13 protein-coding genes are annotated in these 16,596 nt (G+C 60.0%); 3 read left to right on the forward strand and 10 right to left on the reverse strand.

Going from position 1 to position 16,596, the window contains the following annotated elements; translation table 11 throughout:
- Positions 1–86: 86 nt before the first annotated feature.
- Positions 87–428 carry a DUF4148 domain-containing protein gene (locus tag BXE_RS34900; RefSeq protein ID WP_007178350.1) on the forward strand — a complete coding sequence of 114 codons (342 nt, stop codon included), beginning with the start codon at positions 87–89 and terminating at the stop codon, positions 426–428.
- A 153-nt stretch (positions 429–581) separates the two neighbouring features.
- Here BXE_RS34900 and rpoD read toward each other — a convergent pair whose 3' ends face one another.
- The 9 genes from rpoD to hpnI form a co-directional block, all read right to left on the reverse strand.
- On the reverse strand, positions 582–2,468 hold the full coding sequence (gene rpoD / locus BXE_RS34905) for an RNA polymerase sigma factor RpoD (RefSeq protein ID WP_011492827.1): 1,887 nt from the start codon (positions 2,466–2,468) through the stop codon (positions 582–584).
- A 288-nt stretch (positions 2,469–2,756) separates the two neighbouring features.
- Entirely contained in the window at positions 2,757–3,917 is a 1,161-nt protein-coding gene (locus BXE_RS34910) for a porin (RefSeq protein ID WP_011492828.1), read from the reverse strand.
- Positions 3,918–4,194: 277 nt separating this feature from the next.
- Entirely contained in the window at positions 4,195–4,497 is a 303-nt protein-coding gene (locus tag BXE_RS34915) for a DUF4148 domain-containing protein (protein ID WP_040124359.1), read from the reverse strand.
- A 359-nt stretch (positions 4,498–4,856) separates the two neighbouring features.
- The gene (locus BXE_RS34920; protein WP_011492830.1) at positions 4,857–5,384 is read right to left on the reverse strand and encodes a flavodoxin family protein; all 528 of its coding nucleotides are present in this window, start codon (positions 5,382–5,384) and stop codon (positions 4,857–4,859) included.
- Positions 5,385–6,090: 706 nt separating this feature from the next.
- Positions 6,091–7,245, reverse strand: a complete 1,155-nt coding sequence (locus BXE_RS34925) for a porin (RefSeq protein ID WP_011492833.1) — start codon at positions 7,243–7,245, stop codon at positions 6,091–6,093.
- A gap of 311 nt (positions 7,246–7,556) precedes the next feature.
- Entirely contained in the window at positions 7,557–8,564 is a 1,008-nt protein-coding gene (locus BXE_RS34930) for a lysylphosphatidylglycerol synthase domain-containing protein (protein ID WP_011492834.1), read from the reverse strand.
- A gap of 5 nt (positions 8,565–8,569) precedes the next feature.
- The gene (gene hpnK / locus BXE_RS34935; RefSeq protein ID WP_011492835.1) at positions 8,570–9,412 is read right to left on the reverse strand and encodes a hopanoid biosynthesis-associated protein HpnK; all 843 of its coding nucleotides are present in this window, start codon (positions 9,410–9,412) and stop codon (positions 8,570–8,572) included.
- Positions 9,409–10,830 (reverse strand): hopanoid biosynthesis associated radical SAM protein HpnJ, encoded by a 1,422-nt coding sequence (gene hpnJ, locus BXE_RS34940; protein ID WP_011492836.1) that lies wholly within the window; start codon positions 10,828–10,830, stop codon positions 9,409–9,411. The genes hpnK and hpnJ overlap by 4 nt, the downstream gene beginning before the upstream one ends.
- A gap of 104 nt (positions 10,831–10,934) precedes the next feature.
- Entirely contained in the window at positions 10,935–12,140 is a 1,206-nt protein-coding gene (hpnI, locus tag BXE_RS34945) for a bacteriohopanetetrol glucosamine biosynthesis glycosyltransferase HpnI (RefSeq protein WP_011492837.1), read from the reverse strand.
- Positions 12,141–12,929: 789 nt separating this feature from the next.
- Between hpnI and BXE_RS34950 the strand changes: the two genes are divergently transcribed.
- Positions 12,930–13,388, forward strand: coding sequence for a BON domain-containing protein (locus tag BXE_RS34950; RefSeq protein WP_237712045.1), 459 nt, complete (start codon positions 12,930–12,932; stop codon positions 13,386–13,388).
- A gap of 332 nt (positions 13,389–13,720) precedes the next feature.
- Positions 13,721–14,692, forward strand: coding sequence for an AraC family transcriptional regulator (locus BXE_RS34955; RefSeq protein ID WP_011492840.1), 972 nt, complete (start codon positions 13,721–13,723; stop codon positions 14,690–14,692).
- A gap of 8 nt (positions 14,693–14,700) precedes the next feature.
- Here the strand turns inward: BXE_RS34955 and BXE_RS34960 are convergent, their stop codons facing one another.
- Complete coding sequence (locus BXE_RS34960) at positions 14,701–16,338, reverse strand: 3-(methylthio)propionyl-CoA ligase (protein ID WP_011492841.1); 1,638 nt, start codon at positions 16,336–16,338, stop codon at positions 14,701–14,703.
- Between the last annotated feature and the right edge of the window lie 258 nt (positions 16,339–16,596).

Genomic DNA, 16,596 nt, shown 5'->3' on the forward strand with positions numbered 1-16,596 from the left:
AGGGTCCGTTCCACGCGAGGCGGATAATTTATTACGTCGTGCTTGATAAAATTGGCCACATCAATCAGATACATGTGAGGTCCATGATGTTCAGGTCAGTTTTCCCGGTCGTTCTGGTCGCCGCCATTCTTTCCGCGCCGGCAATCACTTTCGCCCAGCAGTCCAATCAGCCGGTAACGCGTGCCCAGGTGCGCGCCGAACTCGTCGAACTGGAAAAGGCCGGCTATAACCCGGCACGCGGCGAAGATCCGACGTACCCCGCCGACATCCAGGCGGCTGAAGCCAAAGTCGCGGCGCAGCGGGCGTCCGCAAACGCATACGGCGGTTCGACCGGCGGCACCTCGGCGACGGGCACAAGCCGCGCTGTGGTCCCCGCTGTGATTCCGGTGGCCGGCCCGGATAGGCAATCGCTTTACAGCAAGCACTAAAGCACTAAAGCGAACAGTGCGATCAGGGGGCGCGGGGCCGTGAGGGGCGCGGGGCCGTGAGGGTCGCCGCGCCGCAGGCGTTGTCGGTGCTGGATAACTTCGGCTCGCGAAAAATGAGCCGGATGGCAAGCGGCTCACGTTGCCGCGAACGGCTCAGTGATCGAGATAGTTTTTCAACGTGCTGATACCATCGGAATGACGCAGCTTCTGCAATGCCTTGTTCTGTATCTGACGAACCCGTTCACGGGTGACATCGAACTGGTCCCCGAGTTCTTCCAGCGTATGTTCGGAAACCGCATCGACACCGAAGCGTAGCTTGATCACTTTCGCTTCGCGCGGCGTCAGAACGCCGAGCGCCGCGTCGATGGCCACGCGCAGATCGGCTTGCAGCAATGCGTCGAGCGGCGCCAGCGTGGATGAGTCCTCGACCATTTCACCGAGCGTGGTGTCCGCCTCTTCGCCGATCGGGACATCGAGTGATACCGGTTGCCTCGTAACTCGCTGCACGCTGCGCACCTTTTCCTCGCTCATGCCAAGCCGCGCCGCGAGTTCGCTGGAGCGGGCCGGGCGGCCGGTTTCCTGGCGCATCTCGCCCGCCACCCTCTTGACGCGGTGCATGGCGTCAGCCATATGAACCGGTACGCGTATGGTACGGCCGTAGTCCGCTATGGCTCGCGAGACCGACTGACGGATCCACCAGGTGGCGTACGTGGAGAACTTGAAGCCACGCCGGTATTCGAAACGATCCACGGCCTTCATCAAGCCGATGTTGCCTTCCTGAACCAGATCGAGCAACGGCATGCCGCTCTGAACATATTTCTTTGCGACTGAAACGACGAGCCGCAAGTTCGCTTCGATCATCGCGCGGCGCGCGTCCTGAAGCTCACGGTCCGCCACGTTCATCTTTCTGCTGATCCATTTCAGCTCCTGCAACGACAAACCTTCGCGCGCCTCGATCTGTGCGAGTTTTTCCTGCTGGCTGTGAATCGAAGGCGCGCAGCGCATCAACGCCGCGCTGCACGCCGGCGCCGCTGCGGCTGCGCGTGCAAGCCATTCAGGATCGGTTTCGCTTCCGACGAAGGTTTCGACGAACATGTCGCGCGCCATGCCGCCTTGATTCACGGCGAGCCGCAAAACGTTTCGCTCGATTCCGCGAATCTCCTCGACCGCCCGCCGCACGTCGGCACTGAGTTCGCCGATTGTCCGTGCGCTGAAACGGATCTGCCCGAGTGTCGATGCGATCAGAACGAGCGTGGACTGTGCCTCTTCGCGCTGACCGGTTCTTCCGGCAACCGCTGCCCGCCACGATGCAAGCTGTTCGCGCACCTGCGAAAAGATCGCATTGCAGCCCGCCGTCAATCGGGCGATACGGGCTTCATCGGCCTCGATCGCGCCCGCTGATTCGCTGGCGCTGGTGGGAACACCGCTGTCGGCTTTGCTGCCCGCGGCGCCCTCCGCCGTCGCACCCTGCATTGCCGGGAGCATTTCGTCGGGCTGCTGTTCGAGGAATCCGTCAACCAGATCGTCGATATCGAGTTCGCCCGCCGCGACACGATCCGCGCGCGAGAGTATCGCGTCGACCGTCGCGGGGCGCAAGGCGATCACCTCGAGCATTTCCCGCAAGCAGGCTTCGATACGACGCGCGACGGCAATTTCGCCTTCGCGCGTCAGGAGCGGGGTCGCGCCCATTTCGCGCAGATAGGCGCGCATCGGATCCGCTGCCGGACCGGGTTCGGATATGGCGATTGTCAGCGCCGTGGCCGTTTCGTCTTCGGCGACGTCGTCCGGGGCTGATTGCTGGGCAGCGTCGCCCAGCAGAAGCGCGTCGCCGGTGGGCGCAAAATCGCGCACGGCAATGCCCACGTCGTTAAACGCTTTGACGATTCCTTCAATGGCGTCTGCCTGTGCAACGCAATCCGGCAGGTGGTCGACTATCTCGGTGTGGGTCAGGAAGCCGCGCTCCTTGCCGAGCTTCATCAACGCGCGCAACTGCATTTCCCTTGAGTCTTGTTCCATCGACACGTGCACCGCTTTCTCCATCCTGGCTGCATGCCTCCACAAGCAAGGTCGACGCGCGTAGCCGCATGCGTTGGGTGGCGCCGACACACTGGCACGGCGCCTGATATGGGCGTAGGCCCAGTGCTTCAGCTAAAAATTCTAGAAGCCTTGTAGAACGGGATCAATCGGACATCGAAAGAACATCAGTTCCAGATTACACAACAATGGTGCGATGCAGGCGCCTGCTGCAATGTGCCGGAAACCTTCGCCGACGCCGGTCAGGGCGGCGGCAAAGGCAGACTGGACACCCAGCAGTTTTAAACTGGCCGGTTAGAACATGTGCAACAGTGCAAGGCGATAAACCATCTGGTTACGTCCCGAGGAAACGTCGGCCGAGCCGGGAATATTGGCAAAGTCGAAATCGGTGCCCGTATTCGCGCTGACCGCGTGTTGATACGCGCCTTCGAGAAACACCGACGTCCGCGTCGACAGATCGTAATTGAGCTTCAGACTAAGCTGATGCCACTTGGGATCGAATTTCCCGACAGTCGAGGAAAGGCTTGCCTGCGTATAGGTATAGCACGCACCGAGGTAGAGCGCGGGCGTGAAATGATACAAGCCGCTCACTTCGAAGTTGTCGAACTTCCACGCGTTCCATGTACCGCCAGCTGGCTGCGTGGTGCCCGTGAAGTACGCGTTCGCCGTCGGATCGTAGACATCCACATGCGAATACGCGAAGCCCACCAGTGCCTTGCCGATCGTGTAGTTGATGCCGATGCCGATGTTCTGCTGCGACCGCGCATTGAAGGTATTGTCGCTGGTCACCGCCCCGGACGAGTTGGCGGACGCAACCGTGGCGGAACTCGCATTGTTCAGCTTGAGATACGACGCACCGATCTGCAGGCCACCGTTCTGGTACTGCGCACCAAAGCCGTACAACCGGTTATTCGAAAAGCCGCCCGCCTGATTGCTGAACGCGTACATGCCTTCGGCAGTAAAGCCGTGAATGGTCGGCGTAACGTATTTGATCGCGTTGTTGACGCGGAAGGAATAGTCGGTGTTGTCGTTGTCGTAGGGATGCGAGAAGAGATATCCCGTCCAGTTGCCATTCGCGGTCATGGGCGAGAACATGTCCACGCTAGGGTCGTACTGGCGTCCGACCGTCAACGTGCCGTATTGATCCGACGCGATGCCGACATACGCCTGGCGGCCGAACTCCCTGCCGCCTTGCGACATCTTGCCGGTGTTCACGTCGAAGCCGCTTTCGAGCTGGAACACGGCGTGATACCCGGCACCGAGATCTTCGGTGCCCTTCAGGCCCCAGCGGCTCCCGTAGTCATAGCCGCTTTGCATCTGGTATCCGTCATTACCCCTCGCATTGGTCGTGTAATTGAAGCCGTCTTCAATCTTGCCATACAGCGTCACGCTGCTTTGTGCATGCACGGCTGTCGCAATCATGATTGCGGGCAGCGCTACACCGATTCGTTTCATCACCACCGCTAATCCCCTTCCGTTGAATGTTTTGAATACCTTCGTTTTTGTCGACCAGTCATGTCTGCCACGCGCTACGGCGTGAAGCCATCGATTGATCGATGCCAAACGTTAAGTGATCCAAATTTCTTCGCGTATCCGCGAAATCGGAAGAGTCCTTTCCAACCAGCGCAACAACCTGGCTTGCAACCGTAAATCGTTGACAGAGAAGGCACCGGCAGACATCAGCAACGGCTGAACGGTTATGGCCGCCCCGGCGTGTTGCTCGCGGCAGACACTATTTCCGGGGTCCGCCTGATTCCGACGTGCCCTGGTCATCCGCACCGTAGCCGGCCTGCGCACCGGTATGGCCGACGGCGCGACGTGCGGCGACTGCTGCTTCGGCCGCAAGGATGTCTTCCGGGTAATGCGGGTCGCTGCCCGCGCCGGGGCGCCATCCTGTCTGCTCCAGTTCAACCAGTTCGGCTCTTACCTGAGCGCGCGTAAGGGGAGCCGTCGATTGCGCGAACGCAAGGGTGGGAATAGCGGCGGCAAGCGCGACGGACGCGACGAGCACGCCGTGTGCGAACGTAGACTTCATGTCGAAGAACCTCGTGGAGACTGGATGGTTTGAGCAACAGCGAGTGTTAGTACAGGCTCGCGCAGTCTAGCCATGTCCCTGCGAATCGTTAACCGCCGCACGTGGAAAGAATTGTTGCCGAAAACGCGATGTTTAGACGCAAATCGCAATAGCCGCGGCTCGAACTCACGCAGCGTTCAACGAATCCGACGGCACCTCGCCTGCGGCGCACGCCCCGATGTCGTCATGCAGATCGTCGGTCGCCGCAGTCAGTCGTGCGACGAACTGTTGCCGCCGACGGTATGCAGATCACGCCTTACTTGCGCCCACTTCCCGTTGCCTTCCATCCGTCATGCCGGGGCTGCAACGCGCGATGCGGACTATGCCGCACATTCCATTGCCAGCAGCGTATCGAGCCGGCGGCAGATTTGCGCTTCGAACTTTGCGCGCAGTGTTCCGTCGTAGCCGCGCCGCAGATCGGACGCATCAAAGGCACAGGTTGCGATTGCGAACTTGCCCGACGCTTCGCCCATCTGGTCGAATGCCGAGTCGCTGCCCCGCTTGCGGAGCGTGCAGAAGAACGCGATATGCCGGACGCACGCGCCGTTATGCTTTAACCACGTCTCTACCGGCGCAGACGCGAAACCGGCCCACACCGGAGAGCCGACTACAACGGCGTCGTAGTCCTGCAAGCGGTGTATGGGCGGCATGACATCGACAGGACGGCGCCACAGTATGTCTACGAGCGAGCGCAAATATCCGCGCACGCCCTTGCGAAGTGCATGCTTTTCCGTCTCGCGAACGGGTTCGATATCTGCGCCGAGCTCGAGTGCGAGCATTTCCGCAATGCGGCGAGTCGTACCGCTACGGGTGTAATAGACGACCAGAATTTTGTATTGATCCGACATGGCTCTCCTCCTTCATGCGTCATCCGGCGTGGATACGCACAGCTTCAGCTTAAAGAGCCAATGACCTCGCAGCATGATCCAGGTCAACCTGTCAGGCAGCGACTCGGAGGCAATGAACCACGACCCCTGCGACAAAACCGCGCAGAGGTCTTTCGTATTACGTAACCTTCAGCAAGCGGAGGAATGCAGAACAGGGGTCGGCCGCAGCACGCCGCGCAATCGTCTCTCGATCCGCCCTATTGCTCACCGCCCGTTCGTGTTGAATCGTCTGGTAGGTAATCGACGACTACGTTTCTTTCGGACGATCGCCGAAACTATCTGACTGCCCAGACAAAACCACAGTCTTTGCAGGCGACAGTAGCCGCTAGCGCGACCTCGATGTGCGCCGAACGCGCCTGCTCGTTGCTGGAAAAGCAAAGCGACTCATGCATGTCGGCCCCGTAGGCATACGTCAGATCGTGCGAGTCGCATACGACACACTCTCCAGACGTAGCTCCGCTGACGGAGCGCGCACCCTTATCACGTGAAGGTGCGGGCTGAACTGGCGTTTGCGTCATCTATGCTTTTCCACCTTGATTATGTCTGCTGCCGTATAACCGGCGCGGCGCAATTGGCCGCAAGAAACATCGAAGCCGATAAGGTATCGGCTTCGATGTTCATTCACGCGTGGATCACCAATCCACGTCGTCCGATACGAACTCGCGTCCTAGAAACGATGGCGCATGCCGATCGTACCGACCACCTGATTGCCATTCGACGACGGCGACACACCGTTCACGACAGCGACGTTCGCAACACCGTTACCGAGTTCGCCCGATGCGTGTTGATAGACACCGCCCGCATACACGTCCGTGCGCTTGCTAAGCGAGTAGTCCGCTTCGAGCGACACCGTGTGCCACTTCGGGTCGCCCGTTCCCGTACCCGATACCTTGCCGTCCGTGTACGTGTAGGCTGCCGCGATGCCCAACGCCGGCGTCAGCGCATAGCGGCCATTGATCTCGTAGTTGTCCAGGTGCAGATTGGTGCCCGGCAGTCCCGCGGCGAAATTCGATCCGCTGAAGCCGTTGCTGACTGCGCCGATGCCGTCAAGCTGCGTATGCGTCCAGACGAATCCGACCACCGCCGGGCCGTAGGTATAGTTCAGGCCAACACCATAGGTACGTTGCAGCGCCGCGCCGATGTTCGCCTCGCCCGCCCCCACCGAGGTTGAGCCGGCCGACGTTGCGCCCGAGTTGTTCAACTGCAGATAGGCGGCGGCAACGTTGAATGGGCCGTTCGCATACGACGCCCCCACGCTCCATGCGCGGTTATTCGAGAAGTCTCCTGCGCCGTTACTGAAGCCATAGAGGCCACCGAACTGGAAGCCCGCGTAATTCGCGCTCGAGTACTTGACCGTATTCTTCAGCGAGAACGAGTTATCGAGGTTGTCGTTATCGAGCGGGTGAGCGGCCAGGTTGTTACCGAAGCCGGCGCCCGCCGCCGAAATCGGTGCGAGGTAGTCGACCACGGAGTCATATTGACGGCCCAGCGTGACCTGGCCATATTGATCGCTCTTCAGACCGACATAGGCCTGGCGATTGAACATCGTGCTGCCGTCCTGAAACTGACCATTGTTCAGGTTGAAGTCGCTCTCCAACGTGAAGATCGCATGCAGGCCGCCGCCGAGGTCCTCATTACCGCGCAGGCCGAAATACGTATTCGACACTACGCCGCTGCCTTCCTGCCAGGCGCTGTGGCCACCCTGATTGTTGGAATAAACCAGGCCGGCATCCAGAGAACCGTACAACGTGACACTGCTTTGAGCGTGAGCGGTCACGGCGAACAAACTCACGATTCCCGCGACAATTAATGACTTTCTCATGATCTGGACTCCGATACGTGCATAGAATTGCGTTCCACTGCCTCACGGCAAGTGACGCATGTTGTGTGACGAATGAAGTCTACGCCCGCGGTTTGAGCCTTTAGTCACGCATCCCGCAACAGTGCCTCCCTCAAATTAGCAAGATCCGGAAGGCGCGGATAAGTCCATGTGATCAAACGATTTTCAATGCAATCCTGGACGCCGTCACCGCCTTACCTGATCGCGTGGTGTTGTTCTTATGCCACGACCAATTCATCGAAAACACACACTAGCCGGGCATCCATGCCTGCCACACGGAATCGGGTCGAACCTCAGTCGCGCACATTCGGTAGCTGCCGGCAAAGGAGCTTGTTGTGGCCCTTGCGCGCACGCGCGATTTCAGCCACCTGCCATGAAGCAAGCGCAACGCAGCCGAATATCACTTCGCGCGCCCGTTTGACGAGCGCCAGCGATAGCGCCGTCTCCCGATCCACGCCGACCACGACCGCGAGAAGCAGCACGGCTCCTTCCTGCACACCGAGACCGGCCGGCACCATAAACGCCGCATGACGCACGGCCTGTGTCAGTGCCTCGATTGCCAACGCACCGCTCACCGACACCGGATGCCCCAGCATGGCCAGCGCCCAGTATGTTTCGAGCGCGCCCGACGCGTAGCCCGCGAATTGCCAGAGAAAAGCGCTTGCAAGCAGACCCGTGCGGGACATCAATGCATCGATATCCGCATCGAGGCGCTTTCCGTCGATATCGCGCAGCAATGGGTGCGCGTCACCCAGCAGTTTCGCGGCAAAGCGCTCGATCCTGTGAAATACCCGGCCGCGGCGAATGAGTGCAACCGTGAGAACCGGCAGCGGTAACGAAAGCGCCAGTGCGAGCCCAATCGTCTTTATCGCGCTGACCTGATGCGTCGATGTGGCGATCAGTACGAGCCCAAGCGCGGAAAACGCGTATTGCACGGCCATCGTGACCAGCACCTCGACGACTACCGACGCGCTGACCGTGCTCGCGTCCGGCACACGCCAGCGTGCGAGTCCGATGCCGATGATCTCGCCGCCAATGCTCGCCACCGGCAACAGGCGGCTAATCGCCTCGCGCACAGTCGCGACCCACCAGAGAAACGGCAGCGACGCACGCTTGCCAAGCAACAGGCTCCACGCGTAGGCGTCGAGTAATAGCGGCAATGCGTGCAATGGCACTAACAACAGCAACGCGAACCCGGCGCCGGCAATGACGTGCATGATGTCGCCTGCACCTTCATGCAACACGAGCGCGATGAGTGTCGCGATACCGGCCGGCAATCCTATCCAACGCAGCCATTTCATACCGGTTACACGCGTAGTGCGAGCAGGTCGGCAAAGCCGCCGCGCGTCGCACCCGCGGCGCCGATCGCCTCCGCCACGCGCGGGGACAGCAGCGCGTCGAGTTCATCCGCATGACGGTAGGACTGCATGCCCGGCGTCAAGGGCGCGTCGCCCGCTGTGGCCGGGTGACAATAGATCTCGCCGACGCCACCGGGCAGCCTTTCGAGCGCGGCGAGCCATGCCGACTCGTTCATGTGTCCAGTATCGGCGAGGCCGATCACATAGTCGTTGTGAGCAATGCCCGCGCGGTCGAGTCGCGCGCGCACCAGGCTCATCCACGGGCGCAACCAGAGCGGCGCATTGCGCTCGCCCGGCAACCGCATTGCGCGCATTCCGAAGTCACGCCCGATCTCGATGATCAGCGAGAGCACCGTTGGATGAAGGTGAAAATGCTTGTGTGTGTTGACGTGATCGAGTGGCAGGCCCGTCTTCGCAAACGCCTCGAACTGCGCACGGATCTCCAGGGCAAGTTGTGCGCGGACGTGCGGTAGAAAGTAAAACCTGAAACCGTCGCGCACCATGTTGCTGCCGAACCGGCCTTCCCCGTCCACCAGCGCGGGAATCGACTCGCGTGGCAACACAGGCATGCCATCGGCGAGGACCAGATGCAGGCCCACGCACAGACCCGGAAGCGATCGGGCGCGCGCTATCGCATCCTCTGCAGCGGGCGCGCCTGCCATCAGGCTCGCCGCGGTCAATACGCCATGCCGGTAGGCGAGTTCAACCGCCTCGTTCACGCGAGGATGCAGGCCGAAATCGTCCGCCGTAATGATCAGCATTCTCTGACGCATGCGATCATTGAGGATCATGCCTCGTGGGCGCGCAGGAAACGAAAGAATTCGACACCCTCGCGCAGGCGCCGTTTCATCATGTCCCAGCTTGTCAGCATCTCCCGCAGGATTTCCCAGATCTTCGACGGCCGGAAATAGAAACGCTTGTAGAAGTTTTCGAGCTGATGGTAAATCTCGTCGCGCGACAGATGCGGATAGCCGATCGCCGCCAGTTGCACGCCCGATTTGCTCACGAGGTTGATCACCTTGTTCTCTTCGAGCCAGCCGTTGTCCACCGCCTGGTTGTAGAGCGTCGTGCCGGGATACGGCGCCGCGAGCGATACCTGGATCGTGTGCGGATTGATCTCTTTCGCGTATTCGATCGTCTTCTGGATCGTGTCCTGCGTTTCGCCCGGCAGACCGAGAATGAAGGTGCCGTGAATCTTGATGCCGAGTTTGCGGCAATCGTCGCTGAAACGGCGTGCGATATCCGTGCGCAAACCCTTCTTGATGTTCAGCAGGATCTGGTCGTCGCCCGATTCGTAGCCGACCAGCAGCAGGCGCAGGCCGTTTTCCTTCATGATCTTCAGCGTCGGGTACGGCACGTTCGCTTTCGCGTTGCACGACCACGTCACGCCCAGTTGACCAAGACCGCGGGCAATTTCTTCGACACGCGGCTTGAAGTCGGTGAAGGTATCGTCGTCGAACATGATCTCCCTGACTTCAGGCATGTTGTCGCGAATCCACTTCACTTCCGCCAGCACGTTCTCCACCGAGCGCGTGCGGTAGCGATGCCCGCCCACCGTTTGCGGCCACAGGCAGAACGTGCACTTCGAGCGGCAACCGCGCCCCGTGTAGATCGACACGTACGGGTGCTTCAGATAGCCGATGAAGTAGTTGTCGATCTTCAGATCGCGCTTGTAGACCGGTGCGACGAACGGCAACTCGTCCATGTTCTCGAGGATCGGGCGTGCTTCGTTGTGCTCGATCGAACCGTCGGCGGCGCGATAGCTCAGACCTTTGATCTGCGCGAACGGCTTGCCTTCGGCGACTTCCTGACAGGTGAAGTCGAATTCCTCGCGACAGACGAAGTCGATCGCTTCGGTAGCCGTCAGCGAATTGTGCGGATCGACGGCGACCTTGGCGCCCACCATGCCGATCAGTACGGACGGTTTGCGCTTCTTCAGGTCTTCGGCGAACAGGGCGTCGGTGGGAAAGGACGGCGTGCTGGTGTGGATCACCACCAGATCGTATTGCTCGGCAATGTCCAGCGTTTGCCCGACCGACAGACCATCTGCCGGTGCATCGAGCACGCGGCTGTCGGGCACGAGTGCGGCGGGCTGCGCGAGCCACGTGGGATACCAGAACGAACGGACTTCACGTTTGGCCTGATAGCGCGAACCCGCGCCACCATCGAAGCCGTCGTACGACGGCGCCTGCAAGAAAAGCGCTTTCATGATTGCTCCGGCAACTTGCGTTCAATAAGGAAAATTTCGCGCCGCCGGCGCGAAACGTATGTAATGTCAGAGGCCATCGGATGCATCGGTGAAATCCAGCGCCTTCATAACTGAGGATTGATCGGGTTAGTGGACGGTGCAACCGGCACGCGCGCTCCACGCCACACGACATGCGAACCAAATGCTCCGGCGAGCCATTGCAACGCCAATAACATATCGCGCAGCGGCACGAGCGGCAGGTCGCGCCAGAACGAATGCGAATGACGCGCGCCCCGTGCGTGCAGCACTATCCGCGCGGCCACGCCAACGGCTGAATTGACCGCCATTGCCATTGCCGCCCACGGATGCGCGCCCGCCGCTACGCCCGAATGAAAATCTAACGCCAACCATGCGCCGGACACAAGCCACGGCGTGGCAAACGTAATGAACAGTGACGCGAAGCCCGGCTGATTCACTGACCTGATCGTACGCAACCAGCGCGTTTCTCTCATCCACAATGTCGCGAATGTCGGTTCGATGACGTCGGTCGCGACCATCACGGGGGACAGTACCGTACGAAGTCCGAGGTTGCGGACGTGCTCGGCGAGCCAATAGTCGTCGGCGAGGCAGTCTTTGAGTACATGGAAGCCGCCGATGCGCTCGAGCGTAGTGCGCCGCAAGGCGAGCGTCGCCCCAAAGCCAAACCGGCGGGAGCCGACCGCATGCGCCACCCGCACGGACGGCGCAAACCACTCGTTGATAAAAAGCGCACCAATACGAGGCCAGAAACCGCCAATGCTCTGCGCCACGTAAAGACACGTCACCACGCCGACGCCCGGATCGGCCAGCGGCGCTGAAACGGTACTCAAATAGTCAGGGTTGACCGCGATATCGCTGTCCGCGATCACGATCACGTCGTATTTGGCCCGCTCAGCCATGTTGATGAGATTGCTCACCTTCAGATTGCTGCCATGTACTCGCGAATCGATGGCGAGTTCGATATCGCGCGATGGATACGCAGCCTGCAGACGCCTTACAACCGGAACGGCCGCGTCGCCAGGCGACGACACGCCGAACAGAATCTGGAAGCGTGGGTGCGTCTGCTCGCAGAACGTGGCGAGATTCTCATACAACCTCGGCTCCGCACCGCATAAAGGTTTCAATACACTGACGCCGTCGGCCATTCCAGCGTATGGCTGAAACCGGTTGCTATTCGCGCGGGTCGCGCGCAGAAACGGAGTCGCGACCGCGGCAACCACTGCGTATAACGTAGCCATGCAACACAGCGCTGCCAGCGGCCACCGGCAAGCGGACAAGACAACCTGCATCATCGAACAGTACCCCATGCTACTTCCACCGCCGGCCGCCGCAACGCACGAATCGAGGCGCGGCCACCAGCGCGCGAGAACATACGCTCATTCATTCGTTGATCGCCAACTCGACAACTCGATATCCGCCATCAACGATCGATCGGGACGCGTGTAGTGCATGCGGACTATCGGAAGGCAAACGTCAATTTTTATCGGATTTCGTGATGGTGAGATAGACGCGTTCCCTTTCTTATTGATCTTGAGCAATGCTTCTTTCAACTGCCTTATTGGTGGCTTCGCCGAGGAGTGGGAACAGGCTGCCAGATGCGGCGCCAATCGCGCTGCGGGTGTTTTCGGCAACTGGTTAAGAACGGCACCTGCCAGATCCTTTGAGTCAGGCAGACATCAGGACTTCAGGCACTCCACGCGGTGCGCGACCGCATATTAAATGCAGCATCGCTCTGAATAAACGCCGCAGCGGCTAAAACACTTTTCCTGGAATTATTTGGCGCGGCGGGTTGACACATCGATCCAGTATCGGGTGCTTCCCGTTATGACCAGGCTCCGACGGGATCACCAACGCGTGCGTCGCTGAAAGTGGTTTGAATGCCGCACCAAACCGGACGGCCACGCGAAGTGTGAATGACCTTCTGAAAGCAGCCCCATTCAGACATTCTTCTCGATGCGATGGCGTCCAATTGACTCAGGTTTCGGCAACAGTCCCTTCCTGCGATATCGACGAATACAGCGTAACCATCCCCCTAGAATGACGATTACCAGATGCGGCGCGCCGCCCGGTGCATTAATGATGTGAAGGCAACTTTCCACGAAAGCGCGACCTTGTTACAAGCGCTGTCGATATTCACCCTGCAAAGCTCTCCCGGAGTCTTTATGAAATCAGCAGTCGTCCAGACGATCACATTGTGTGTCGCTTCAATCATTTCGGTTTCGGCGTTTGCACAGACCGCAGCGTCCGACGATATCGCTTCGTCCGCCCCTGTGAGCGCTCCCGTGAGCGCTCCGCCGTCCAGCGCGAAAGCCCGTCGCGCCCAGAATCATCTGCTGCAAAAAAATGTTCGACATGCTCTGACTGCGACCAAAGGACTTAACTCGTCCGGAATGTCGGTTCTCGCGAAAGACGGCGTCGTCTCGCTGGTCGGAAGCATGCCGGATGACAAACAGATCAGTCGCGCCGTCGCCGTTGCGCAAAACACTGCCGGTGTTCAGCGCGTCGACAATCGACTGAAGGTCTTCCAACCCGGTAACTAAGCTTGCGCGGCGGCACGCAGCACATCTTCCTGCTGCCGCCAGACGAACACTGCAAGGTACGGATTGCCCGGTGTTTCCCCTGCGCCGGGCAACCCGCCAGTGAGCGCGCCATCGCCACTGGATCAACCAGCGTGTCGGCCGCCGCTGAAACTGCGGCGCCGAACCAGAAGCCCCCCAAGCCGCTTCCGGCCCGGCAAGGCGCCTATCCCGGCTCCGCCATCGCTCCCATTCGCATTCGGTTCCAACCTATGACAGAATGAGCCACGCATAACCTCACAACAGTTGCACCCACCTGTACCGGCTCCTTGAACTCGCTTTCGGCTACCGTATCAATGTCTCTGGTCAACGGCTTTCTAGCCGGTGCGGACCCCTTGGCCATTGAGAGGCTGGCGGAGCGATCCGGCATTCCGCACGCATTGCTGCACAGGCCGGGCGCGCGCGTCACGCAGGAGCAGTTCTCCACGCTGTATCGTTTGCTTGCGGCCGAATACGACGACGAAATGCCGGGCATCTTTAGCCGGCCATTGCGCAATGGCACGCTCAAGTATCTCTGCCTCAGTCTGCTCGACGCACCTCGACTGGATGTCGCGATGCATCGGTTCGGCCAGTTCTTCCATTTGATTCTCGACGACTTCACGGTGAAGTCGCGGCGCGATGACTCGCTTTGCCGGATCGAACTCGTAGCGAACGAGGCAAACAGGTTTCAGAATGCGCTTGGGCAGGAACTGATGTTAAAGCTCGTGCATGGCGTGGCGTCGTGGCTAATCGGGCAGAAAATTCCTCTGGTCGAAGTGGAGTTCGATTTCCCTCGGCCATCACGGGAAACCGACCACCTCTATCTGTTCCCAGGACCGGTGCATTTCGGTTGTACGCAGACCTGCATGTCGTTCGAGGCCAGATATCTCGACATGGCCATCCGGCAGCACAAATCCGATCTGAAGAAGTTTCTGGCGCGCGCACCGGAGGACTGGATCTTCGTGTCGTTTGCCGAACAGATGGTCTGCCACCAGGTTCGTCAATACATTGCGGGCTGCCTTCCGGCAATTCCCACGATTGGAATCGTCGCACAGGATCTGCACTACTCTGTGAGAACACTGTGCCGCCGCCTGTCGATTGAAGGAACGACGTTCCAGGCCATCAAGGACGAACTGCGCCGCGACATTGCTATCCAGCGTCTCACGCGTTCGGCGGACGCAATCGGCGTTATTGCCTACGAGGTCGGCTTTGACGACCCAACCGCGTTTCACCGCGCGTTCCGCCACTGGACAGGCAGCACGCCGCAGGCATACCGCAAGATGGTTTGACGCGAAGGCTATGCCGATGGCTTCGCCGCATCGACGAGATAGCGGCCGAAGCGCTGCTTGAGAACCAGTTTCTGGAGCTTCCCCGTGGCGGTCAACGGCATCTCGGGAACGAATACAACGTCATCCGGAATCCACCACTTTGCGACCTTGCCCTCGTAGAACGCTAACAATTGTTGCGCGCTCAACGTACTGCCGGGACGCTTTACAACAATCAACACCGGACGCTCGTCCCATTTCGGATGCTCGCAACCAATGCATGCCGCTGATTCGACCTCGGGATGAGACATCGCAACGTGTTCGAGTTCGATCGACGAAATCCATTCGCCGCCGGACTTGATGACGTCCTTGCTTCGATCCGTGATCTGCATATAGCCGTCCGGATCGATTGTCGCAACGTCGCCCGTTGAAAACCAGCCGTCCTCCAGTGCTGTTTGCCCGGCGCCGTAGTAGCGATCCAGCACCCAGTGGCCGCGTGCCATCAGATCGCCCGCCGACTTTCCGTCCCACGGCAGTTCCGCTCCGCCGGACCCGACTATCTTCAGATCGATGCCGGGCACGACGCGCCCCTGCTTCGCGTCGATGCACTTCTGCTCCTCCGTGGTTTTATCCGCGTAGTCATGCGACGGCGAGCAGACCGTGCCCAGCGGCGACAGCTCCGTCATACCCCACGCATGCACCGCCTTGATGCCGAGCTCGCGCAACGACGAAGCCAGTTGCGGCGGGCACGCCGATCCGCCGACGATTGCGCGCCTGAAGTGCGCGCTGCGCTTGCCTGCACGCCGCATGTAGTCGACGAGGCCCAACCAGATAGTCGGCACGCCTGCCGAAAAGGTGACGCCTTCCTGCTCGAACAGCGTCCACAACGATTCGCCGTCGAGTTTCGCTCCGGGCAGCACGAGCTTTGCACCCACTAGCGGCGCCGAAAACGGCAGACCCCAGGCATTGACATGGAACATCGGCACCACGGGGGCGACGGTGTCCGTCGAGGACAGACAGAGCGTGTCCGGCAACGCCGACGCGTAGGCCATCAGGCTGAGCGAACGATGCGAATACAGCACGCCTTTAGGGTTGCCGGTTGTCCCCGACGTGTAGCACAGCACCGCGGCACGTTGTTCGTCGAACCGGGGCCAGTCGAATTCCTGAGGCTGCGCGCCGATCAGCGTCTCGTAGCTCACCAGCGGCACGGGGAATGTCTCCGGCAATGCCGACTCGTCGCACAACATGATCCACTTCTCCACAAGCGGACACTGGTGAGCAATCTGCTCGACAAGCGGTGCGAACGACATGTCGAAACAGATGAACCGGTCTTGCGCGTGGTTGATGATGAAGGCGATCTGCTCAGTGAAAAGCCGTGGATTGATGGTATGACAGACGGCGCCGATACCGGACACGCCGTAGTACAACTCCATGTGGCGATAGCCGTTCCATGCCAGCGTGCCGATGCGATCGCCTGCTTCGATGCCGTGCGCCGTCAGCGCATTCGCGAGTTGCATGGCGCGGATATGGCAGTCGCGATAGGTGTAGCGGTGAATATCGCCCTCGACACGGCGCGACACGATCTCGACCTTGCTGGAGTGCCGCGCCGCCTGCTGGAGCAACGACGACAATAGTAACGGCGCGTACATCATCTGGCCAAACAGGTCCATGTGCTTGTCTCCGGAAGGGTTTTCACTCGCGACGTTCTGGAAGGTATTGACCGCCGGCCTGACAAACAAGGCCAGCCGGCCGCAAACCTCGCTGAGGGCGGCATTACGCTGCATCTTTGGTCTATTCTAGATTGACCCGCTTCATTCAACACTAGCAAGCTTGGCCGATTCATTGACAGAACCTGCCATTCCGGGCCAGACCGGCCCTGCGTGTTCTGCCGATGAAAGAACGGCACACTTTGTCAATGAAACGGCAGA

Origin of the sequence: Paraburkholderia xenovorans LB400 (genome assembly GCF_000013645.1) — a bacterium.
GTDB lineage: Bacteria > Pseudomonadota > Gammaproteobacteria > Burkholderiales > Burkholderiaceae > Paraburkholderia > Paraburkholderia xenovorans.